The organism is Nocardia sp. NBC_00416 (genome assembly GCF_036032445.1).
Taxonomy (GTDB): Bacteria; Actinomycetota; Actinomycetes; order Mycobacteriales; family Mycobacteriaceae; genus Nocardia.
Genome location: NZ_CP107932.1, coordinates 6,803,016 through 6,824,435, shown reverse-complemented (window position 1 = coordinate 6,824,435; position 21,420 = coordinate 6,803,016). Strand labels below are relative to the sequence as shown.

Here is a 21,420-nt window from a genome sequence, read left to right as displayed (position 1 = left end):
GGATCCGGTCGTCCGCGGGCGCCGGTCCGTCAGCGGAAACGGAACACGTCGGGCAGCCAGGGCGCCCGGCGGTGATGCGGGCGACTCCGATTCACCCACAACGGATTCGATTCGTCGCGCCGATACACCGTGAGCTGACCCGCGGTGGAGAAACGTAGATGGGTGGCGCTGCCGAAAACCTCGCCGTCGGCGGCGAGCGCCTCGGCGCGCGGCAGGTACACGAACAGTTCCGAGAGTTGACGTTCGCCGTAGACCCGGCTGTGCCCGATGGCCGCCAGCAGCAACGCCACCACCGCACGGGTCCGGGACCAGCGCAGATCGGCGCGCAACCAGCGCACATCGAGAAGCCCGGAATCGAGACGGTCCCGGAAGGCGGGAACCGCGCCGTGCGGATGGTAGGGACCGTTGCCGACGAACAGGAACCACACCCGCTGCCAGTGATCGTCGAGGTAGATCTCGATCGGCTCGGCCCGGCGCAGAGTCACCACGAGCGCCGCGGCGAAGGCAGGCCATTTGCCCCAGCGCGACTGCCATTTCTCGCGCAGCCGGACCAGATCCGGATAGGACCCGAGGCTGAAGGTGTTGATCAGATGCCGAGTAGTCGTCTCGTTCGCGTCGCCGTAGTCGACACCGACGATATCCACCGCGACCGCTTCACCGACACCGGTCGCGTCGACGACCTCGACCAGATCGTAGACACCGAGGTCACGGGCGAAATGGTTGAGCGTGCCGGTGGGGATCACCACCAGCGGCAGGCCGTGGCGCAGCGCGAGGGCGGCCACCGCGGCGACCGTACCGTCGCCGCCGGCCACACCGACGGCCGCGACCGGTTCCGGCTGGTCGGCAATGGCCTGTTCGAGTTGTTCGGCACAGTCGATATCGGGACGGGTGCGCAGGACGACGGCTGCGGGCAGGGCCGCAGCGATATCGTCGGTGGGGTCGTAGTTGGCGTCACCGGACACCGGGTTCACCATCACGACTAGCCCCTTGCCCTCCGCGAGCACCGGCGCTTCACGGACGATCCGGGCCTGCGCCTCGTCCGATTCCCGGACCGGCCACCAGCGCCGGGTGGCCAGCGCGATCCCGGAACCGACGGCCGCGCCGACGAGCACATCCGAGCCCCAGTGCACTCCCGTGTGCACTCGGGAGTAGGCGACCGCGGCCGCCAACGGGGCCACCACCAGCGCACTGCGCGGGCTCTCCATCGCCACCGCGGTGGCGAACGCCGCCGCGCTGGCGCTGTGCCCCGACGGGAACGACGACGAGGCGGGCGCCGGGGAGAGCCGCCGGTAGGCGGGCATGAGTTCCGCGGCCGGCCGACGCCGCGCGAAAACGGGTTTGAGCACCAGATTGGCGACCAAGCTGGCGCCCGCGACGGAGAACACTCCGCGCACCGCCGCCTGCCGGGTGGACCCCTTCTGACTGGCGAGCACCGCGGCACAGGCCATCCACAACACGCTGTGGTTCGCGCTGGCGGTGAGCCGCAACAGCCCGGTATCCACCTTGGACGCCGGCAGATCCGCCACCGCGCCGCCCACCGCCTGATCGAATCGGCCGATCCTCTGGAACCTGCGACGCGCCCAACTACTCACCCGCCCGACAGTACTCATCGGCGCGTCGCGCCCGCGAACCGAAGTGACGCGCCGTCCGGGCTCATCGGCTCGCGGTGCGCACTACGCGGTGGTCTGCCGCTTCGGCAGTTTCCATCCGGGCCGCGGGAAATGGCAGGTGTAGCCGTTCGGGAAATGCTGCAGATAATCCTGGTGTTCGGGTTCGGCCTCCCAGAACTCGACGGCCGGCGTCACCTCGGTGACGACCTTCCCCGGCCACAGGCCCGAATCCTCCACGTCGACGATGGTGCCCAGCGCTACCCGCTTCTGGTCGTCGTCGAGATAGAAGATCTCGGAGCGATAGCTGCTCCCGATATCGTTGCCCTGACGATCCTTCGTGGTCGGATCGTGGATCTGGAAGAAGAACTCCAGCAGGGCGCGGTAGTCGGTCCGCGCCGGGTCGTAGACGATCTCCACAGCCTCTGCGTGACCCGGATGGTTGCGGTAGGTGGGGTGGTCGTTGCGCCCGCCGGTGTAGCCGACGCGGGTCGACACCACGCCCGGCTGCTTGCGGATCAGCTCCTCCATACCCCAGAAGCACCCACCGGCCAGGATCGCCTTACGCGTTTCGGTCACGCTTCCTCCTTCGTCCCCCGCATTATCGGCCCCCCGGTACAACTCGTGCGCGGGTCCGGAAAGTCCCGGGCCCGGCGACCGGGGGCGCGGTCAGGCACGCTGTGCGGTGACCAGCAGGTACTCCCATTCCATCCGCCCGTTGCCGAGATCGTGCGCGGCCCCGAGGTCGGACAGTTCCCGGTCCAGCTGGGCGGTCCGGTCCGGTTCGCCGGCCAGCGCCCGGTACACCGCGATCGTCGGGCCGTAGTTGGCTTTGAAGAAATCCCGGAACGCGGTCCCGTCCGCGAAGCAGTCGACGACGGCGTGTTCGCGACGCATTTCCAGGTCCGTCACCCGGGCCCCCAGCAACGCCCGGACGTGTTCCTCGTCGCCCCACAGCGGCGGCGGCTGCGCACCGGGCGGCGGCGCGGGCGCGAACGGCTTCATGACGGCGAACATGCGGCCGACGAAACCGCTGGGTGTCCAGTTGACCAGACCGATCGTCCCGCCCGTTCTGGTGACGCGGACCAGTTCGTCGGCGGCGGTCTGGTGGAACGGCGCGAACATCACGCCCACGCAGGACATGACGACATCGAACGCAGCGTCGTCGAAGGGCAGGGCTTCGGCGTCGGCCTGCGCCCAGGTCAGGTGGACGCCCGCCGCCGCGGCATTGCGGCGGCCGACGTCGAACAATTCGGGCGTCAGGTCGCTGGCCACGACCTCGGCGCCGGCTTCGGCGGCCGGTATGGCGGCGTTGCCCGCTCCGGCGGCGATATCCAGTACCCGCCGGCCGGGACCGATATGACAGGCGCCGACCAGGCGCCTGCCGAGTTCGGGGATCACATCGGCGGCTACCCGCGGGTAGTCACCCGACGCCCACATTGCTCTGTGCTTGCCCTTGAGGTCGCTGGGCGCGAATTGTGTCATCGTCTGCTCCTCCGGTCGATCGGACCTGGGATCTGCTCACGGCAGGTCGCGCCCTCCGGATGACGTCTTCGCGGCCGCCCGCTGTAGTGGTTCAGGTGCGCGGCTCGACACCGAGCCGATCCCATTCTCTGCCTCGGCGGCCACCCGCCGCAAACCCCGGCCGGACCGGCCGGGGTCGCACCCACCGCAGGTACGGGCCTACGCGGTCTCCTCGTATCGGATGTCGTACCGGGCGGCGATCGGGTTGATCTTCACCGGGTCCAGGGCACCGTCGGTGAGTACCGCCGGACCAGCTTCGAAGAGGTCTTCGAGATAGCATTCCCAGCCGCCCGGGGAGGAGATCTGGAGCATCCGCGGTGGCCGCGCCGATACCGCGCGCAAGGCGTGTGGAACGCCGTGCGGGAGCAGGACGAACATGCCCTCGGTCACGGTGACCGTCCGGTCGGCGAAGTCGACGCCGAGTTCACCGTCCAGCACGTAGATGCACTCGTCGGCGACATGGTGGGTGTGGCGGGGTATATCGCGGGCGAGCGTGACCTCCAGCAGCGAGAACCGCCCTTCGGTATCTCCGGTCAGCGCCTTCACCGCGAACGCCGGGGGTAGCGGGACCCGGCCGGTACGCACTTCGTCGGCCGCGAGCACACGAAAACGATTTTCGGACATGGACATCGACCTTCCGTCGAACTAAAATCGGAACCGGATTCCTATTCCGTTTACTAGAAAGCCCCGAGAGGACGACATTGTCAAGCCCCGCCCCCCGACGCACCCCCCGCGCGGACGCCGCGCGCAACCGGGACCGCATAGTCGCCACCGCGCGGTCGCTGTTCGCCGAACACGGCAGCGGCGTACAGCTTCCCGAGATCGCGCGCGCGGCAGGCGTGGGCATCGGCACCGTCTACCGCCACTTCCCCACCCACGCAGAACTGGTCGAAGCCGCCGCCGCGCAGCGGTTCACCGAAATCGAGGACTTCGCTCGGCGCGAATGCCTGTCGGGCGCCGACCGGGGCCCGGCCCTCGCCCGCTACCTGCGTCACGTCGGCGAGATCCTGGCGGCCGATCGGGGGCTGTCGGCCGCGATCGAATCGACGCGGCACTCGGCCGGGAGCGAACCCCGGGGCCATACCCGCACCCGGCTCGAAACCGTGCTCGGCGAGATCATCGAACGCGACCGCGCCGCCGGCGCGCTGCGTGCCGACTGCACGGTGTCCGACGTCTACATGGTCGTCGGCGCCCTGTCGGCGACGATCCGCACCGAAAGCGGCGACTGGCGCAGGCTTCTCGCGGTGATCCTCGACGGCCTGCGCCCGTAGACCGGTGTCCGCCGGCATCTCCGGTCCGGCGAAGACGTTCGATTCCGGGCATGCGGTGAGCGGTGGATCTATCATCGGATATCTCGATCGCACGGACTTCGGCAACCGGATCCGGAACCGCTGGAACAACAACTGTGTCAGGGGGAAGAATGAGGGCTACGGCGTCGCTGGGCCGGGAACCGCAGGAGCCCGCGCTGTTCCGGCGTCCCGCCCACCACGACCCGACCCGATCACGCGGAGGCGAGCGTGATCACCGACCTCGGCACGAATCCACAACTCCGAGGCGCGGCAGCGGGTTTCACGACCACGCGCGATACGAGCCCGGGATGACCCCGAGACCCGAGGCCCCCGGTGCGACCGGCTGACTGTCTGGCGCTCAACGGCGGTGTGCCGGTGCGCAACACGCCGTACCGGTGGCCGGTGCACGACGACAGCGAACGCCGGGCACTGCTGGACGTGCTCGACAGCGGCCGCTGGTCCACCACCGGGCCGCGGGAGGCCGAACTCGCCGGGGCGCTGGCGGATTACCTGGGCGTCGAGCATGCCGTACCGGTCTCCAGCGCAACCACGGCGCTCGAACTCGCACTGGCGGCACTGGACCTGGAACCGGGCGACGAAGTGATCCTGCCCGGCCTCACCCGGACCGCACCGGCGCGTGCGGTCGTGGTCAACGGCGCGGTTCCGGTCTTCGCCGATATCGACGCGCAGACCTGGTGCCTCGATCCGGACGCCGTCGAACGAGCGATCACCGACCGCACCCGCGGAATTCTCGTGGTCCACGCCTACGCGCAGCTCGCCGATATGGAACGGATTCTCGCCCTGGCGCACCGGCATCAGCTCTTCGTGGTGGAGGACTGCGCGCACGTCTTCGGCGCCCGATGGAACAACCGGGCGGCCGGGTCGCTCGGCCGGATCGGCTGCTTCGACTTCGAGCAGTCCGAGTCCCCGGTCGCCGGCACCGGCGGCCTGGTCGTCACCTCCGATCCGGGGCTCGCCGACCGGCTGTACGGTCTGGTGCACCGCGGCCGGCGGCGGCGGGCGGACGCGGCCTGGGGGTTCGGCGGGGACCACCGGATCACCGAGTTCCAGGCCGCCGTCCTGCAGGCGCAACTGCGCCGCGTCGACGACCAGATCGCCGTCAAGGCACGACAGGTGGCCGCGTTCCGCGCCGGTCTCGATACCGCCGCCGGTATCACGTTGCATCACCCCGACCCGCGCGTCACCCGCCGTAATTTCGTCGGGCTCCCGCTGACCATCGATACCCGGCGGTTCGGTGGTGTGTGCACCGACCTGATCGTCACGGCACTGATCGCCGAGGGCATACCGGTCTCCCTGCCGCATCCGGTGGCGTATCGGGAGCCGACCTGGGTAGCCGGACTGCGCGGTTACCGGGACCCCCAGCGTCTCGGGCTCGACGCGCGGTGCCCGGTGAGCGAGCAGGTGGCCGGCGCGGCGGGCATCGTGATAGCACACGAGGCGTTCCTGGGGCGCTGGATCGAAACCGCCCACCTCCTCGACGCTCTCGACAAGGTCCGCCGCTTGGCCGCCACCATCCCGGCCCACGACATCCGGCGCTGAGCCGGGGGACTGCTCGCGTGGCGAGCGGCGGACGGCGAACGTAGAGTTCTGCGGAACCAGAGACAGGGATGCGTGGCGCGGCTCCGCCGCGAGCCATATCGCCGCTCCCCCAGCCGCCCGGGCAGGAGCGACGACGGCACCGCGCCGGTCGGCGGCGCAGTACAAAGGGTCCATCCCGGTGCTGTTCAAAGTCGTTCTGCCACAGGATAATTCGTCTCGAATTCGCGTAAGCTGCTACACCGCGCCGAGATGACGGGACAACCGCTCGGGATTCTCGGTACACGTCGCGACCCAGTCTGGAGTAACCCTTGAGCACGACGCCGCCCGATACCACCGCCCCGATCCGCCCTGTCCACGGCTCACCCTTCGCCGACGGCGGTCCCCGGATCCCGCTCTATGCCCCCGAATTCTCCGAGAACCCGCACAAGGTCTTCCAGCAGATGCGCCGCGAACACCGCGCCATGGTCCCGGTCGACCTCGCCCCCGATGTCCCCGCGACCCTGGTGATCGAACATCAGACCGCCGTCCGCATCCTCAACGACCACGAACACTTCCCCGCCGACCCGCGCGCCTGGCAGCAGGAAATGCCCGCCGACTGCCCCGTACTGCCCATCATGGAATGGCGTCCGATCGCCGCTCGCAGCACGGGGACCGACCATCAGCGCTACCGCGAGGCGAATGTGACGGCGCTGGCGGAGATCGATCTGCACGCCATCCGCGCCGCTGTCGAAGAGATCGCCGTGCCCTTGATCAGCTCCTTCTGCCAGACCGGTAGGGCCGATCTCCTGGTGCAGTACGCCTTCCCGCTGGCCTTCGAGGTCTGCAACACGCTGCTCGGCTGCCCACCGGAGATCGGGCAGCGCGTCGCCGCGGGGATGGCCGCCATGTTCGAGGGCGTCGATGCCGACGAGGGCAATCAGATGATCGGAGCGGCCCTGGCAGAACTGGTGGCGCTCAAACGAACCCAGCCGGGCAACGATGTCACCTCGCTACTGCTCAGCCATCCCGCCGAGTTGGACGAGGTGGAGATGATCCACCAGGTGACGAGTCATTACGGCGCGGGGATCGAACTGCAGCAGAACCTGATCTCCAACACCCTGCTGCTGATCCTCACCGACGACCGGTTCGGCGGACACGTCCTCGGCGGCAGCCTGTCCACCCGCGACGCCCTCGACGAAGTCCTGTTCGACAACCCGCCCATGGCGAACTTCCTCATCACCTACCCGCGACAGCCGATCCTGATCGACGACGTCTGGCTGCCCGCCCACCAACCGGTCGTCATCAGCATCGCCGCCTGCAACAACGACCCCGCCATCCGATCCGACGACCACCGCGGCAACCGCTCGCACCTCTCCTGGGGCCTGGGGCAACGCAACTGCCCGGCGCAGACACTTGCCTACCTCGTCGCCCAGGATGCGATCGATCAACTGCTCGACGCCCTGCCCGAACTGGAATCGGACCTGCCGCCCGAGGGAGCGACCTGGCGACCGGGCCCGTTCCACCGGTCGCTGACCGCCCTGCCGGTGAAATTCCCACCGTCTCCACCGTTCACTTTCCGCTGACGTCACGAGGATCGGCAGCCCGGTCCGGCGGCCCGAAAGCCGGTGGAGACGGCGTTCGTCCACGAGTACGACAAGGCAATTCACGGTGTGGGCGCGCGCGGGTCGCGGCGGAAGGGGTCAGGCTTTCCGGTCACACACCGTGCGGCCGTTCGATCGTCTTCCCGGCGCGTTCCCACACGCTCGCGACGTCGAACCGATCGGCCTGCCACGAATCGGCGGCCACGCGCACGCGACCACGCCAGGTCCGCATGATCCGGGTGTGTACCGGCCACCGCACGAAGCGCCGCATATCTCGCTCGCTGTCCCACACCGAGATCGAACCGCCGCGCAGTTGCGCGGGCCGGCCCCACAGCCACACGCCGACCGCCCCCTGCATCACCGGCCAGGTGTCCCCCAGTTCGAGCCCGAGTTCGTAGATCCGCTGCACATCTTCCTCCGACGTGGCCAGGAAGTCCGTCACGCTGACGAACACCGGGTCGCCGGTGCTGTCCCGGGGACCCGGCTTCCACGGCATGAGCACGGTGCCCTCCGAGAAAGGCTGGGCGGGTGTCATGACACGACTCGGATCGGCCGGTCTCCGCAGTCTGCCAAAAAAGTAATCATTTGCCTACAATAGGCATATGTTTACCAATCTGGCAACGGGCCGAGAGAGCTACGGGTGCGGCGTAATCCACGCGCCGTGTGCCACAACGGCCCACCGAGATCAGCGATAGCGGCTAACACGATCGCCGCCACAGCGATACGGGAGTCGACGGGTTGCGAAGCCCGCGCATCGAAGGAGACCCCAGTGAACTCGACCGTCAAATACTTGATGACCGGCGCGGCGGCATTCGCGGCCCTGACCTTCACCAGCGCACCGCAGGCCATGGCCTACCCGGTCGGACCGTGGGGGGTCGAGGGCCCCTGCAAGGGATCCGCACCGAACCAGTGCCCGTGGAGCCACTCCGAAGACGGTCTCACCTGGTCCTACAAAGGTCATTCCACGCACTACGACAAACTGGGCAACTACGTCTGCAACACCAACCAGTGGGAGCCGGCACGCAGTGCACTCTGCACCGGAGTGATGACACTCGTCCGCGCACTGCCCCCGATCCCCGTCGGCGAGTTGCTCGGCGGCCAGAGCTGATCAGCCGGAAACCCCTGAGCGCCGATGACTCCGGCCGACTCGCAACGACCATGGAGGCCTCGGCGGCACAGGTGGACTCCGGCGCCACGAGGCGACGCACACTAAGGCCCCGCCAGCACACCGCCGACACCCGTGCGCCCCTCCGGGGTGCCGACGAACTCGACGGTCACTCCCGAACGAACCCGTTCGCCGAATACGGACACGATCGCGTCGGTGATCCCGGATATCAGGCGGGCCACGATCTCCTGCGCATCCGCACGGCGCAATGCCGCCTCCTTGATACCGAACGTCACGCTCGGGGCGGGCGTCCGGGCCGGGACGCCGCCGATACCCCAGCGCCCGTCGGCCAGGCCGATCAGGCGTACATCCACGATGCCCCGCGCCCAGTCTCCGTAGACGTCGACCACCGCGTGCGTCAGCAACTCGATCAACTCCGTCTCCCGCCCGGCCAATTGGCGCTCCAGAACATGCAGTGTCAAGTGCGGCATGCCGACCTCTCTAAAATGGATTCAACGACAAACTATATTTGCAAACAAAGGTAAATCGGAGGTTGCCGCGTGTCAACACCTGCCCCCGCGGACAACACCGTTCGCGAACTGCTCCTGCTGATGCCGCGGCTGATCGGCCGGGCCAAGCGAATGCGCCCACCGGCGGAAATACGGTCACTCGACCTGGCCCCGCGACACCTGTCGCTGCTGTCCCTACTGCTGCTCGACGGCCCGCAGACCGTTTCGCAACTGGCCGAGCAGCTCGGCGTCGCCCCGACGACGGTGAGCCTGATCGTCAGCGATCTGAGCCGGAAAGGAGTGCTGTCACGTCGCGAGGACGAGGACGACCGACGCCGGCGCATCGTCGATATCAGCCCGGCGAGCAGACCGGCGATCTCGCAGTGGCTCTCACCCGGGGCGCGCGCATGGCGCCGTGCGCTCCAGCCGCTGACACCGCCACAGCGCCGTATCGTCGTCGACACACTCCTCGCCTACGAGGCCGCATTCGCCGAACTGTCCGGCGAACCGCCCGAGGACTGAAAGCTCACCCGGCACAGCCGATCCGGAGTCCGGGCCCGGCCCGGCGGACGAGTCGCCGCGGGCACTGAATGCCCGCACCACTGAATCATGGAGCCGGAGGTTGGATCACACTCTCCGGCAACAGCATTCATACCTGATTTCCGGACACGTCCGCATCGTCACCGACCAGGCCCGGCCCATCGCCGAGACACCGGACAGCTACCATGGCACCGGCTCTGACGACCGATCGATTCGGACGCGGGCGGCGTGGTTCAGATCACCCGGGCGACGGCACCGGTCGAGGGTCGGCCAGTGAACAACGTCGACTGGAGAAGATTTCATGAGGAAAGCCTGCGTAATCGCGGCACTGTGCATCGCCGTCACCGGGTTCTCGGGGGCCACGGCCGCCGCGCTCCCCTCCGGTAGCGCCGACCTGCCCGGGCTCCCGGGCGCGCCGCAGCCCGGCCCGCCCCCGCCGCCGGACGGACTGCAGGTCGGCGATCCGTGCACCGCAGGCGGCGGCGCACCGGGGCACTACGAGTGGGTGCACCTCGATCCCGATTCCGCCGCGCACTATCACACCGAATGGATGTTCGTCTGCCGGGCGAACTGATCCGAGCACGTCGAGGGTGTTGCCGCACTACGGTTCGCGGCAGCACCCTCGATTTGTGCCCGGCAGGCCGGACCCGCACGAACCGGCGTCAGGACAGATGCAGCGGGGCGGACGGCGGGAACTCCACCCGCATCGACGACAGCGACCGATGGAACGGGCCGGGCCGCCAGGCCGGGGGTTCGGCCAGCTGTACCTCGGGCAGCGCGTCGAGCAGCTGATCGATGGCGTCCTGCGCGATCATATAGGCCATGGTCTGCGCGGGACAGGTGCGTGGACCGGCCCCCCATGCCAGATGCGAACGGTTGCCGGTGCGATCATCGCTGCGCACCGTGGGGTCGTTGTTACAGGCGGCGATGCTGATGACGATCGGCTGATGCGCCGGCAACCAGGCGTCACCGATGAGGATCGGCTGGCGCGGATACGTGAGCAGGTAGTTCGCCAGCGGCGGGTCGTTGAACAGCACGTCGTCCAAGGCCTCACGGGTGGACAGGCTGCCACCGAGGACGCTGTCGCCCAACCGGTCGTCGGTCAGGATCAACAGCAGGGTGTTGACCACCAGATTCTGCTGGAATTCGATCCCCGCCCCGTACTGGCTGGCCAGCTGGTGGACCATCTCGAGATCATCGAGTCCGGCCGGATGCCGCAGCAGCGCCGAGGTGATGTCGTTACCGGGCTCGGTCCGTTTCATGGCCACCAGCTCCAGCATCGCCGCGCTGATCATCTGGTTACCGGCCTCGGCGTCGACGCCCTCCACGATCGACGCCATACCGGCGGCCATCCGCTGCCCGACCTCCGGCGGGCAGCCGAACAGGACATTGAGCACTCCGAAGATCAGCGGAAACGTGTACTGGACGATCAGGTCGGCCTGGCCGTCCTCGCAGAAGGAATTGATCAGCGAGACCGCGATCTCCTCCACCGTCGAGTGCAGGGCGTAGAGATCGACCTCGGCGACGCTCTCGGTGGTGGCCTGGCGGTAGCGCGCCGCGTCCGCCCCGGCGGACCGGGTCGCCATCGGCCGCCACTCCATCATCGGCAGCACCGGGCAGTCCGCGGGGATGTCCTTCTGCCAGGTACGCGGATCGGCGGAGAAATGCTCGGGATCGTTGAGGATCTGCACCGCGGTCTTGTAATCGATCACCAACGTCGCGGGAACACCCGGCGCCAGTTCCACCGGCATCAGAGACCGGTACTGTTTACGCATTTCACGGTAGTAGCCGTGTGGATCAGCAGCGAATTCCGGGGCGAACAGCGGCATCCGCGGGCCGTCGGAATCGAAATGCGGGTCGTGACGTACAGGGCAGGACGGGGCGGGCGCTCCGGACTCGGAGGTACTCAAGAAAGGGACTCCAGACGGCTGTGACGTGCTACGAACGGTGTACTGCGACTTCGGGACCCGACCTTAGCCGGACCGAACGCCCTTCACTCGTCGAAGATCTTGATGGACGAGGTTTCCGAAGGTGATCGAGGATGCCCTCCGCACCGGCCTGATATGCCGGGCGGTAACTACTCCGCGCGTGCCGCGCTGTGCGAGTCGACGATCGAGTTAGACTCGGTCCGATGCTGTCCGTGCGGAAGGGCGTTCGCCCGTGGAACATCCGCGGCAGTGGTTCGATCGGGAGCGGGGTAGCGGCCGGCGATGGAACGTCGATGCCGGCGGACGAGAGGTAGATGTTGTGTCCGACCCGGCAGCGCAGCCGCGGCGGGGTCGAGGGCGCCCGGCCGGCTCCGATGGAGCCGATACCCGAGAGCGGATTCTGGGTGCGGCGCGTGAACTGTTCAGCGAAGTCGGTTACGACCGCGCGACGTTCACCGAGATCGCGGCCCGGGCCGACGTCACCCGCACCAATATCAACCACTATTTCCGGGGCAAGGACGACCTCTACCGCACCCTGTTCGAGGCGGACAAGGGCAGCATCCTCACCACGGGTATCGCCGATGCCCGGGCCCGGGCCGATCTCGCCGACCGGATAGCGATATTTCTGCGCACCGCCATGGCGATCGACGCCGAGGACCGCGTCTACGTACGGTTCCTGGCGGCCTCGCTGTTCGACGCGCTGCGCAATCCGGAACTCGGCGACTGGGCGGCCGAACAGGTCGACTATGTCCGCGACTTCATCCGAGCATCCCTGGAAACCGCCGCGGCGGACGGGTCGATCCGGCCCGATGTCGATATCGCCGCCGTCACCGAGATGCTGATCGCCGCGATCTGGGGTATGGCAATGTACGCGGGATTCGTCGGAACGCACAGGCAGCTCGAGCCGATCGTCGATCAATTCGTCGGCCTGCTGCGCGGCGCCCTCGGGTAGGGGCCGGTTCGAATCGGGTTCCACCGCGGCCTTCGGGTCACCCGAGCACGGTGACCGTGCCCTGGTCACCGTCCAGCCGAATGCGCTGGCCGTCGCGGATCTGGTAGCTGCCGTTGTCGGTACCGCAGACGCAGGGGATGCCGAGTTCGCGGGCCACAATGGGACCGTGGCTGAGCAGGCCGCCGTAATCGGTGACGACACCGGCCGCGACGAGGAACAACGACACCCAGCTCGGATCGGTCGTCTCGCAGACGAGAATGTCGCCGTCGTCGAGCTCGGTCGTCGACGGATCGCGGACCACGCGGGCGCGACCTTCCACCACACCACCGCTGGCGGCCACCCCGGTGACGACACCGGACACACCGAGGACGGGCACGTTCTCCTCGCCGACCTTGCTCAGCGCCGGTACGCCCGACCACGATTGCGGCAACCGGTAGTCGCACCATTGGTCGTACTGCGCCCAGCGTTCGGCGACCAGTGCGCGCCGATCGCCCGTGACACCGGCACACACCTCGTCGTAGGAGAGCTGGAAGACGTCCTCGGCGTAGTCGATCACACCCGCGGACACCAGCAGGGCGCCCTGTCTGCGCATGACCGCCCGGGCGATATCGAAGGTGAGCAGATATCCGGCTTTGCCCTGTTCGCGCAGGGCGATCCAGCGAGCGGCCATCCGCACGGTCCAGGCCGCGGTGCCGCGCTTACCCCACGGCAGGGCCGCCTGGACCTCGGCCAGGGCGCGCTGCCGTGTCTCGATCTGCTCCTGGCTCCGGTTGAGCGGGGCCCGTGGACTGTCGGCGGGAATGGCGCGGTAGTCGGCGAGGCGGTTGAGTACCGAGGTCGGGTCCTCCCGCCAGGTCACACCGTTCAGCTGGCCCTCGTTGTTGCCGTGGTATCCGTGCCGATCGGTGAACTCGCGCAGGGTGATCAGGTCGTGGGCCAGCGCCCAGAGGTCGTGTGCGACCTCGCTCTCGTCCGATCCCACGCCCGACAGCAGCGCCGGTCCGAGATGGGCCAGATCGAGTCCGGCCAGCATATCGGTCACCCGGTCCGCGAGTCCGGAGCTGACGAAGGCGACGAGCATATGCTTGGTCAGCATGCGCTGGAAGCGCGCCCGCGCGTCCTCCAGCAGTTCGACGCACCCCGCGTGATCGAGGGCGTCGATCCCGTCCAGATGCGCCAGTCGCCAGCGGCGCAGCTCGGCGAATTCGGCATCGTGGCGCTTGGGCAACCGGAGGACGGCCCCCGGCGCCTTGACGGCGATGACCGGGTAGCGGCGCGCGCTGTTCGCGTCCACGGTCTCCGGCCTGACGTAGCCGAACAGCTGCTGTTCGATCGCGGTCGCCGAGGTGCCCGGGGTGATATTCGCGATCTCGCGGAACTGGTCGATATTGGCGGCGGCGCGCCCGGCGAACAGCGTCCAGAACATATCCTCGGTCTGGTCGGGAACGTAGACCTGCTTCCCTTTGAGCACACCGAGGTTCTTGAACGTGGTGCGAGTCGCCAACTCCACCCCCGCGTTGATGAAGGTGAAACCGAGTGTGGTGAAGACTCCGGGGAATGCCTCCGCCACATTGCCGGTCGTCCAGGTGACCGACGGATCGATCGTCGTGTTGTCGAGGGTCTCCTCGACGGTTTCGCGGCTGCTCATCGAATCTTCTCCATCTTGCGTCGGCGGAGCAGCTCGGGCAGCGAACCCGGTGCGCCGTCTGCGAGTTCCGCGCGTGCCCACCGGGTGAGCAGCGCGATATCGGGATCGTCGACCCTGGTGCCCGGGACAACGGTGATTTCGCCCGGATACACGGTGCCGGTCGAAGCGTCGACAGTGACGATCCGGCCGGCCAGGGCTCTGAGTGATCGGGCGCCGCAACCGACTATGCAGGGCACGGCCAGCTCTCGGCAGACGACCGCCGCGTGCGAAGTCGATCCTCCGAGTTCGGTGACCACCGCGACAGCGACCGACATCGCCGCCACGTCGTCGGGATCGGTGGTCGGCCGGGCGAGGACCACCGCCTCACCCCGGTCCGCGCGCTCCAGCGCCTCGTCGGCGGTGGTGACCACGACGCCGACCGCGATACCCGGGCAGGCCGGTTTCCCGGTGGCCAGTGCTGCGGTCGCCGCGATTTCGGCGGGGTCCAGATGAGGGGTGAGCAGGGTCCGGACGTGTTCGGGCAACACCCGGTCGAGCGCCTCACTCGCGGTGATCCGGCCTTCGCGCGCCAATAGGGCAGCGTGGCGGACCGCGGCCGCCGGCGATCGTTTGGCGGCCCGCGTCTGCAGCAACCACAGCACGCCGCTCTCCACGGTGAACTCGATGTCCTGCACATCACCGCCGTCGGCTTCCAGCCGCACGGCCGCGGCCAGCAGGTCCGCGTGCACCTCCGGCATGGCGATTTCCAGGTCGGCCAGGGCGAGCGCGTCGGCGCGGCCGGACACCACATCTTCGCCTTGGCCGCGTGGCAGCCATTCACCGTAGGGTTCGGCGCCGCCGGTCAGCGGGTTGCGGGTGAACAGCACGCCGGTGCCGGAACGCTCGTCGAGATTCCCGAAAACCATGGCCTGCACGGTGACCGCCGTGCCGCCGTCGTGCGGTAGCCCACGACTCTCGCGATAGCTGATCGCGCGCGGCGAGTTCCACGAACCGAGTACCGCGACGATCGCGCGGTGCAATTGATCCCACGGATCCGCGGGCGGCGGCGCGCCGACCACCTTCTCGAACTGATCGCGAAAACGCCGATGTGTGTCGGCGGCGAAGGCGCCGCCACCGCCTTCCTCCGCCAGCGCCTGCTCCGCCGCGTCGGTCATGCCCAGGTTGAGCACCGTGTCCATCATTCCGGGCATACTGGTCGCGGCGCCGGAACGGACCGAGACGAGCAGCGGACGCGAACCGGCCGCGAACCGGCGTCCGGTGACCGCCTCCAATCCCGCGACGGCCGCCGACACCTCGCGCCACACGTCGTCGGGGAGCGCCGCGCGACCGTCCATGCGACGGCCGGCCTGTGTGGTCAGGACGAAGGCCGGGGGAACGGGTATGCCCAGCGCCGTCATCCGCTGGATACTCCACGCCTTGCCACCGATCAGCTCGCGATCGGCCGCCGCCTCGGCGTCGAGAGCGAGAACCGCGGGCGGTTCGGTCATTCGGCCCGTCCCGCCGCCGCTTCCCGCACGCGGGACAGCCCCGCGAGGCCGATGAGTTCCTCGTGCAGCTCGAACCAGACCGTGTGGTAGCTGTCGACGAGCGGCCGGGCGAACCAGGCGGAATCGCCGGACCCGACTTTCGCCAGCGCCGAGGCGAGCCGGCCGGAATAGGGCGCGAGCCGCGGCGCGAGCCCGATGAACGCCTCGAGCAGCGGTACGAAGCGCTCGTGCAGCTGCGCCAGCCGCGTCACCACCCGAGCGTCGTACTCGGGGTCGGTGTGGTCGTTCGGCCGCACGCCGTCGATCAGCTGCCAATCGGTGACCAGCTGTTTGAAATCGGTATTGAACCCGTCGAAATCGGCGTAACGCTGCCGCAGGAGCTCCTGGTCGACGGTGGCGCGTTCGGCCGCCAGCAGAGCGTCGAGCCTGGACCGGCCGACCGGCGTCAGTTTGATGCGTGCTCCCACTCGATCGAGCTCACCCGCCGCGACCAGTGCCTGCACGGCGACCGCGCCGTCGGTCTCCGCCGAGCCCGCGGCGACGATCAGATCGGACTCGCCCGGTCGCCCTTTCAGTCGTGCCGCCTGAAGTATGCGCAGTTCGTCAGACATGGTGCTTCCGCTTTCTCTCGACACCAGTGGCTAAGCGACCCGGTGCAGGATCGCCTGCTCGAAAATTCCGTCGCCCCCGCGCCCTTCGCTGTCGAACATCACGAAGTCGTCGTAGACCGCCAGCGCCGGTCCGTCGGTCTCGGCGGGCCCCGCCGGCACCCGGAATCCGCCCAGGCGGGTGCGTATCGCCACCGAGCGGATACCGCCCTCGGCGAGTCCCAACCGGGCCCAGCGGAATTGGGCGGCTGCGTCGCGCGCGAAGGTGATGTCGGTGATCTGCGTCGACCCGGTGGCGTCGATGACGAACCCGTCGACGGTGAGCGCGTCGTCGGCGCCGCGGAATTTCATCGCGGTCACGAAAGTCGACTCGTCCACCACGAACAGCGCGGCGAATTCGACCCACTGCGACGACTCGTCTCGATAACCCCAGGTACGGTCGCGCATACCGCGGCCCGCGGTGGTAACCGCCGCCCCGCCGACCGTGACCGTTCCCGAGACGGTGCACGCCTGCTGGAAATGCTGGAGCGGTTTGCCGGGCACCAGTGGTGGAATGACATTGTTCACGCCGTAATCGGCCGCGACGAACAGCGGCGCGTTGACGAGTTCGGCCTGCACCGAAGGGTGATCGATCAGCACCCGGCCGTCGAGACCGAAATGGAGGCTTTCGCTGCTGAAGGTGCCCTCGTCCAGCGATTCGATCACCTCGGTGACGCGGCCGGCCACGGAGACGCTGAATCGGGCACGGCGGGCGCTGGGCGCATTCGGCGAAGTCGAGACGTGTAGCGTTCCGAAGACCTCGGCGGCGGGGTCCCAGAAGGAGAAGTAGGCGTTGTCCTTCCAGACTGGATCACCGAGGCCCGCGGCGTCGGCATGGACAGGCTCGGCCAGCGAGCCCCAACCCCGTGCGGTGGGCTCGGCGAATGTCATCGAGGTCCCTTCGGATCGTGGGTTCTGGGGCCCGACCTCGACGGCCATGAGGTACCTCCGGTTGCCGGCGCAGCGGAGATGTGCGCGGACGTGAACAGTGAACGGCTGCCCAGGAACGTGGTCGCGAGGCTGGCCATGCCGGCGCCCGGAGTCACTGTGCAGACGTGAGGCTATCCACGAAATGACGGAAGTGTCAATTTGTGGAAGGCCCCTATCCGGGCGAAAACTCTTCCGTATCAGACAGATATCTCGTGGTCTACTCCAGTCGCGCACTTCGAGCGGGCCGCCCCGGACCGACCGAGGTCGGTCCGGGTGCCGGAGCGCAGTCCGCCAGGGCCGTGCGCAGCGCAGGAGCGGCGGCTGGGTCAGCCGAGCGATACCAGCCGTGCACCACCGTCGGCTTCGATGACCGTACCGGTCATATTGGGGTTGGTGGCGACGGTGACGACGATATCGGCGACGTCGTCGGCGGTCGCGATGCGGCGGGTGGGCAGCGCCTGCGCCGTCCGCGCGAAGTACTCGCGCCGGGCATCGTCGGGCAGTCCGTTCCACCACGGGGTATCGACGACGCCGGGCGACACGCCGTTGACGCGAATCGGGGCGAGCTCGGCGGCAAGGGGTTTCACCATCGCTTCGATCGCCCCGTTGATCGCGGCCAGGCCCGCGGTACCGGGCATCGCGGTCCGGGCGGTGATCGCGCTGAGCAGGGTGATCGACCCGCTGGAAGCCAGCCGGGGCAGCACCGCCTGAATGGTGGTGAGGTGGCCCCAGAACTTGGCGTCGAACGCGCCGCGCAGCGCGTCCAGATCCAGATCGGCGATCGGCCCCATCCCTTCACTGCCCGACAGGGAGATCACCAGCCAGTCCACCGTGCCGATCGCCGCGGCGACGGCGGCGACGGCCGCGCGGTCACCGCCGTCGGCCCGATGGCCGATGAGATCCGGATCCGATTCGGCGACGGCGTCGAGACGTTCCTTGCCGCGCCCGACGATGTGCACATTCGCTCCCCGCGCCCGCAGCTGACGGGCCGCCGCCAGTCCGATACCGGATGTCCCGCCGACGACGAGTGCGTTAGGGGTGTTCATCAGGGATAACCCGCTTTCTGAATTTCGAACCGAACCGTCTCGGTTCGATTTAGGCTAACATCGGTTCCCATGAACGACAAGCCCACATCCGCCCGCCCCGGCCGCAAACGCAGCGAGGACAGCCGCCTGGCCATCCTGACCACAGCCTTCGAGCTCACCGCCGAACTCGGCTACCCGGGCCTGACCATCGAAGGCATCGCGTCCCGCTCGGGCGTCGGCAAACAGACGATCTACCGCTGGTGGCCGTCCAAGGCCGATGTCCTGCTCGACGCCTTGGCCGCCAAGGCCGACCTGTACGTCCCGCTCGACGATCACGGCAGCTACGCCACCGACCTGCGCGCCTTCCTGAACGCCACCTTCGTGCTCGGCCGCGACGACGCCGTCGCCGCCGCACTCCGCTCACTCATGGCGCACGCTCAGGTCGACACCGAATTCGGAACACGGTGGCGCACCGAATTCCTGCAACGCCGGCGTGATGCGCTCGGCCTGATCCTCGAGCGGGCCGCCGCCCGCGGCGACCTGCCCGCCGGACTCTCCCCCGGTACAGTCACCGACTTGGTGTTCGGCGTCCTCTGGTACCGGCTCCTGGCAACCGACCACCCCGCGGACGAGGAACTCGCCGAAGAACTGGTTACCGCTCTCGCTCCGGATTCGTCGCTTCGATGAGAACCGCCGCCCCCCAACCGATTCGCTCATCCCACCGAAATCGGGTGCGGGCCGGCCCGCACCCGATCCGGCTGAGACCTGGCGACTCCGGCCCACTCCCCTCGGGACCGGTATCGACCACTCGGTACGCTGCCGGAGCTGTATGACACTGCGCTGCAACAGGATACAGGACAATTCTGGAACGATCCATCATTGACAGCCCAGGACGAGCTGGGTACGGTCGAATTGGACGGGGAGTTCATTGAAGGGGTGGGAGTCACTTCATTACCTTGTGGTAGCCAGCGCCGGACGGATATGCATATATCCGCTAGCTACAGGAGTATCGCCATGAGCACTGATGATTCTGGAAAAAGCGGGATCGATAAGAGCATCGATTCCGGCAATTATGAGCCGCCTGCTTTCACGTCGGTCGGATCCTTTCGATCGCGGACGCGAGGCATAAACGGCACCTGGTGGGAACCCCAGCCCTTGACCTGGGGAAACAACTGAGTAGTTCGAGATTCACATCGCTGGTGAGATGACATAACAGTCCGCAGTGCACTCCCCGTCTTTTTCCGACGTACCGTCATCAGGTGAGGAGAATGCTCTGTCATCGACAGGTGCCCCGATAAAGGGCGGTGAGGCATGGTTCATGGTCCTGCCGGATCATGAGGAATACCTCCCCGAAATAGAATCCGTTTTCGGCGATCTACTTTCTATCAACTATCCATCCGGACGACCGTGGATCGTCGGATTCTGGAGGCCCGACGAGATCGTAGTGTTCAACGCTCGGGACATCGGCCTCGTCCTGATAGGCGCGGTATCGGCCGAAGTGAGCGAACTGGAGAAGCTCGCATCCCGCACGCGGCGACTGGACGACTTCGACCGAGTCTCCGACGAAGTTCCCGGCAGCTTCCACACCATCGCACGCATCGGGGACAGCACACGAGTACAAGGAACGATTTCCGGTCTCCGGCGCGTCTTCCGTACGACCGGCCGGATCAGGGCCGTTGCCAGCAGAAGCGATATGTTGGCATCGCTCACGGGTGCACCACTCGACGAGACGTGGATCGCCTGCCGGCTGCTGTACCCGCCCATGCCCGATATCGTCCGATCGGGTTCGCCCTGGGCCGGCATCCATGCTGTCGCGACGGATCAGCATGCGGTGCTCGATCCGCGAGGCCCGATCCGGACTCGGACGTGGTGGAGTTGCCCCGAACCCGAGTATTCGCTCGAGGACGGAGCCGAAGATTTCGGCGCGGCGCTCCAGCGAGCGGTCGCCGCTCGAACCGGTCGATACGCGACCGGGGAACTGAGCGCTGATATGTCGGGCGGGCTCGACTCGACCCCACTGTGTTTCCTGGCCCGCCACACCGGAGTGGACCCTGTTCTGGTAACTCAGATCGGACTCGATTCCGCGAACGACGACGGGTACTACGCGGATCGGGCCGCCCGGCATATGGCCGACTGCACACGGGTGATATACGACCCGCAGAGTGTGCCACTGCCCTATCACAATATCCGTGACGGCGCCGGACTCGATGAACCCGACTCGGGATATCGCAACAGAGCGAGGATGTCGGCTTACGCCACAGAAATGCTGGCGATGGGGTCACGTCACCACCTGAGCGGTTCCGGCGGTGACGAGGTACTGCAATCACCGTCGATATACCTGCACACGACCATCCGGCAGAAACCGTTGACGGGAATCCATCATCTGCGGGCATTCATGGCCCGCAATCCGTCGATGAAGTGGTCGGCCATGATGTCCATCTTGAGTGACGGCCGCTCGTACGGAAGCTGGATCTCCCGACAAGCCGCGCTGCTGGACACTCCGCTACCGGTTCGAACACTCGGCGAATGGGGCGCACCGTTCCGGCTGCCACCATGGGCCACCGGAAAGACGCGACGGGTGGTGCGGGAATTCCTGGAAAGTCGCGCGCGCGACATCCAGCCGTTCATCGGCGATCGCGGGCAACACGGCGCATTGGACGGCGTCGTCGTCTCGGGTCTCGTCACCCGGACAACGGGCCAGGCCATCTCGGTGCACGGACTTCCTGTGTCATTTCCCTTTCTCGACGACCAGGTGGTGGGACGAGCACTCCGGGTGAGACTGCACGAGAAAAGCGATCCGTGGCGATTCAAACCGCTCATGGTGCGCGCGATGCAGGACAAGGTTCCCAACGATGTCCTGCAGCGATCCACCAAGGCCGACGTGGCCGCGGAAGTGTACGCCGGGATGAGAGAATCCCGAGCCCAGCTCGTATCGATGGTGGACGAATCCAAACTGGCCGAACTGGGACTCGTCGAGCCCCATGAGCTGAAGAACAAAATGCTCAACCAGCTGGATCCCGATGCGCACCCGACAATGTTGAACGAGAGTTTGGCGACTGAAGTATGGCTACAAAACGTGAACTGAAACG

General features: G+C 67.5%; 22 protein-coding genes. 10 read left to right on the top strand and 12 right to left on the bottom strand.

The window, feature by feature from the left end:
• Window positions 1-29: 29 nt before the first annotated feature.
• The 4 genes from OG804_RS29515 to OG804_RS29500 form a co-directional block, all read right to left on the bottom strand.
• The gene (locus OG804_RS29515) at window positions 30-1,592 is read right to left on the bottom strand and encodes a bifunctional phosphatase PAP2/diacylglycerol kinase family protein (protein ID WP_328391902.1); all 1,563 of its coding nucleotides are present in this window, start codon (window positions 1,590-1,592) and stop codon (window positions 30-32) included.
• 81 nt (window positions 1,593-1,673) lie between these two features.
• Complete coding sequence (gene msrA / locus OG804_RS29510; RefSeq protein ID WP_328391901.1) at window positions 1,674-2,186, bottom strand: peptide-methionine (S)-S-oxide reductase MsrA; 513 nt, start codon at window positions 2,184-2,186, stop codon at window positions 1,674-1,676.
• 90 nt (window positions 2,187-2,276) lie between these two features.
• Window positions 2,277-3,092: a class I SAM-dependent methyltransferase gene (locus OG804_RS29505; protein ID WP_328391900.1), complete on the bottom strand. Its 816-nt coding sequence runs from the start codon at window positions 3,090-3,092 to the stop codon at window positions 2,277-2,279.
• Window positions 3,093-3,290: 198 nt separating this feature from the next.
• Entirely contained in the window at window positions 3,291-3,755 is a 465-nt protein-coding gene (locus OG804_RS29500) for a cupin domain-containing protein (protein WP_328391899.1), read from the bottom strand.
• Window positions 3,756-3,832: 77 nt separating this feature from the next.
• On the opposite strand from OG804_RS29500, the gene OG804_RS29495 reads away from it, so the two are divergent.
• From OG804_RS29495 to OG804_RS29485, 3 genes are all read left to right on the top strand, one after another.
• On the top strand, window positions 3,833-4,402 hold the full coding sequence (locus tag OG804_RS29495) for a TetR/AcrR family transcriptional regulator (protein ID WP_328391898.1): 570 nt from the start codon (window positions 3,833-3,835) through the stop codon (window positions 4,400-4,402).
• A gap of 393 nt (window positions 4,403-4,795) precedes the next feature.
• Entirely contained in the window at window positions 4,796-5,980 is a 1,185-nt protein-coding gene (locus tag OG804_RS29490) for a DegT/DnrJ/EryC1/StrS family aminotransferase (RefSeq protein ID WP_328391897.1), read from the top strand.
• A 308-nt stretch (window positions 5,981-6,288) separates the two neighbouring features.
• A complete protein-coding gene (locus tag OG804_RS29485) occupies window positions 6,289-7,542 on the top strand; it encodes a cytochrome P450 (RefSeq protein WP_328391896.1) in 1,254 nt (417 codons plus the stop codon).
• Window positions 7,543-7,672: 130 nt separating this feature from the next.
• Here OG804_RS29485 and OG804_RS29480 read toward each other — a convergent pair whose 3' ends face one another.
• On the bottom strand, window positions 7,673-8,095 hold the full coding sequence (locus OG804_RS29480; RefSeq protein ID WP_328391895.1) for a hypothetical protein: 423 nt from the start codon (window positions 8,093-8,095) through the stop codon (window positions 7,673-7,675).
• A 234-nt stretch (window positions 8,096-8,329) separates the two neighbouring features.
• Here OG804_RS29480 and OG804_RS29475 point away from each other — a divergent pair, with 234 nt between their 5' ends.
• The gene (locus OG804_RS29475; RefSeq protein ID WP_328391894.1) at window positions 8,330-8,668 is read left to right on the top strand and encodes a hypothetical protein; all 339 of its coding nucleotides are present in this window, start codon (window positions 8,330-8,332) and stop codon (window positions 8,666-8,668) included.
• A gap of 101 nt (window positions 8,669-8,769) precedes the next feature.
• On the opposite strand, the gene OG804_RS29470 is transcribed toward OG804_RS29475, so the two are convergent.
• Window positions 8,770-9,156, bottom strand: a complete 387-nt coding sequence (locus OG804_RS29470) for a hypothetical protein (protein ID WP_328391893.1) — start codon at window positions 9,154-9,156, stop codon at window positions 8,770-8,772.
• 69 nt (window positions 9,157-9,225) lie between these two features.
• Here OG804_RS29470 and OG804_RS29465 point away from each other — a divergent pair, with 69 nt between their 5' ends.
• Window positions 9,226-9,696: a MarR family winged helix-turn-helix transcriptional regulator gene (locus OG804_RS29465; RefSeq protein WP_328391892.1), complete on the top strand. Its 471-nt coding sequence runs from the start codon at window positions 9,226-9,228 to the stop codon at window positions 9,694-9,696.
• Window positions 9,697-10,015: 319 nt separating this feature from the next.
• Entirely contained in the window at window positions 10,016-10,288 is a 273-nt protein-coding gene (locus OG804_RS29460) for a hypothetical protein (protein WP_328391891.1), read from the top strand.
• An 88-nt stretch (window positions 10,289-10,376) separates the two neighbouring features.
• Here the strand turns inward: OG804_RS29460 and OG804_RS29455 are convergent, their stop codons facing one another.
• Window positions 10,377-11,624 carry a cytochrome P450 gene (locus OG804_RS29455; protein ID WP_328391890.1) on the bottom strand — a complete coding sequence of 416 codons (1,248 nt, stop codon included), beginning with the start codon at window positions 11,622-11,624 and terminating at the stop codon, window positions 10,377-10,379.
• Between the two features lie 337 nt (window positions 11,625-11,961).
• Here OG804_RS29455 and OG804_RS29450 point away from each other — a divergent pair, with 337 nt between their 5' ends.
• Window positions 11,962-12,594 carry a TetR/AcrR family transcriptional regulator gene (locus OG804_RS29450; RefSeq protein ID WP_328391889.1) on the top strand — a complete coding sequence of 211 codons (633 nt, stop codon included), beginning with the start codon at window positions 11,962-11,964 and terminating at the stop codon, window positions 12,592-12,594.
• 37 nt (window positions 12,595-12,631) lie between these two features.
• Here the strand turns inward: OG804_RS29450 and OG804_RS29445 are convergent, their stop codons facing one another.
• From OG804_RS29445 to OG804_RS29425, 5 genes are all read right to left on the bottom strand, one after another.
• Window positions 12,632-14,242 carry a PEP-utilizing enzyme gene (locus OG804_RS29445; protein WP_328391888.1) on the bottom strand — a complete coding sequence of 537 codons (1,611 nt, stop codon included), beginning with the start codon at window positions 14,240-14,242 and terminating at the stop codon, window positions 12,632-12,634.
• Window positions 14,239-15,729 (bottom strand): pyruvate, phosphate dikinase, encoded by a 1,491-nt coding sequence (locus OG804_RS29440; RefSeq protein ID WP_328391887.1) that lies wholly within the window; start codon window positions 15,727-15,729, stop codon window positions 14,239-14,241. The genes OG804_RS29445 and OG804_RS29440 overlap by 4 nt, the downstream gene beginning before the upstream one ends.
• Window positions 15,726-16,340: a hypothetical protein gene (locus OG804_RS29435; protein WP_328391886.1), complete on the bottom strand. Its 615-nt coding sequence runs from the start codon at window positions 16,338-16,340 to the stop codon at window positions 15,726-15,728. Before OG804_RS29435 ends, OG804_RS29440 begins: the two co-directional genes overlap by 4 nt.
• Before the next feature lie 30 nt (window positions 16,341-16,370).
• Window positions 16,371-17,267 (bottom strand): DUF7065 domain-containing protein, encoded by an 897-nt coding sequence (locus OG804_RS29430; RefSeq protein ID WP_328391885.1) that lies wholly within the window; start codon window positions 17,265-17,267, stop codon window positions 16,371-16,373.
• Window positions 17,268-17,632: 365 nt separating this feature from the next.
• Window positions 17,633-18,352 carry an SDR family oxidoreductase gene (locus tag OG804_RS29425; protein WP_328391884.1) on the bottom strand — a complete coding sequence of 240 codons (720 nt, stop codon included), beginning with the start codon at window positions 18,350-18,352 and terminating at the stop codon, window positions 17,633-17,635.
• A gap of 69 nt (window positions 18,353-18,421) precedes the next feature.
• On the opposite strand from OG804_RS29425, the gene OG804_RS29420 reads away from it, so the two are divergent.
• The 3 genes from OG804_RS29420 to OG804_RS29415 all read left to right on the top strand — a co-directional run bounded on the left by OG804_RS29420 (window position 18,422) and on the right by OG804_RS29415 (window position 21,416).
• Window positions 18,422-19,018, top strand: coding sequence for a TetR/AcrR family transcriptional regulator (locus OG804_RS29420; RefSeq protein ID WP_328391883.1), 597 nt, complete (start codon window positions 18,422-18,424; stop codon window positions 19,016-19,018).
• Window positions 19,019-19,312: 294 nt separating this feature from the next.
• Complete coding sequence (locus tag OG804_RS32455) at window positions 19,313-19,507, top strand: lasso RiPP family leader peptide-containing protein (protein ID WP_442941917.1); 195 nt, start codon at window positions 19,313-19,315, stop codon at window positions 19,505-19,507.
• Window positions 19,508-19,775: 268 nt separating this feature from the next.
• On the top strand, window positions 19,776-21,416 hold the full coding sequence (locus OG804_RS29415) for an asparagine synthase-related protein (protein WP_328391882.1): 1,641 nt from the start codon (window positions 19,776-19,778) through the stop codon (window positions 21,414-21,416).
• Window positions 21,417-21,420 lie beyond the last annotated feature (4 nt).

Excerpts from the sequence above, each read along its gene's own strand:
- OG804_RS29505 (WP_328391900.1), bottom strand. The coding sequence starts at position 3,092 with ATGACACAATTCGCGCCCAGCGACCTCAAGGGCAAGCACAGAGCAATG.
- OG804_RS29500 (WP_328391899.1), bottom strand. The coding sequence starts at position 3,755 with ATGTCCGAAAATCGTTTTCGTGTGCTCGCGGCCGACGAAGTGCGTACC.
- OG804_RS29480 (WP_328391895.1), bottom strand. The coding sequence starts at position 8,095 with ATGACACCCGCCCAGCCTTTCTCGGAGGGCACCGTGCTCATGCCGTGG.
- OG804_RS29470 (WP_328391893.1), bottom strand. The coding sequence starts at position 9,156 with ATGCCGCACTTGACACTGCATGTTCTGGAGCGCCAATTGGCCGGGCGG.
- OG804_RS29460 (WP_328391891.1), top strand. The coding sequence starts at position 10,016 with ATGAGGAAAGCCTGCGTAATCGCGGCACTGTGCATCGCCGTCACCGGG.
- OG804_RS29445 (WP_328391888.1), bottom strand. The coding sequence starts at position 14,242 with ATGAGCAGCCGCGAAACCGTCGAGGAGACCCTCGACAACACGACGATC.
- OG804_RS29440 (WP_328391887.1), bottom strand. The coding sequence starts at position 15,729 with ATGACCGAACCGCCCGCGGTTCTCGCTCTCGACGCCGAGGCGGCGGCC.
- OG804_RS29435 (WP_328391886.1), bottom strand. The coding sequence starts at position 16,340 with ATGTCTGACGAACTGCGCATACTTCAGGCGGCACGACTGAAAGGGCGA.
- OG804_RS29430 (WP_328391885.1), bottom strand. The coding sequence starts at position 17,267 with ATGACATTCGCCGAGCCCACCGCACGGGGTTGGGGCTCGCTGGCCGAG.
- OG804_RS29425 (WP_328391884.1), bottom strand. The coding sequence starts at position 18,352 with ATGAACACCCCTAACGCACTCGTCGTCGGCGGGACATCCGGTATCGGA.
- OG804_RS29420 (WP_328391883.1), top strand. The coding sequence starts at position 18,422 with ATGAACGACAAGCCCACATCCGCCCGCCCCGGCCGCAAACGCAGCGAG.
- OG804_RS32455 (WP_442941917.1), top strand. The coding sequence starts at position 19,313 with ATGCATATATCCGCTAGCTACAGGAGTATCGCCATGAGCACTGATGAT.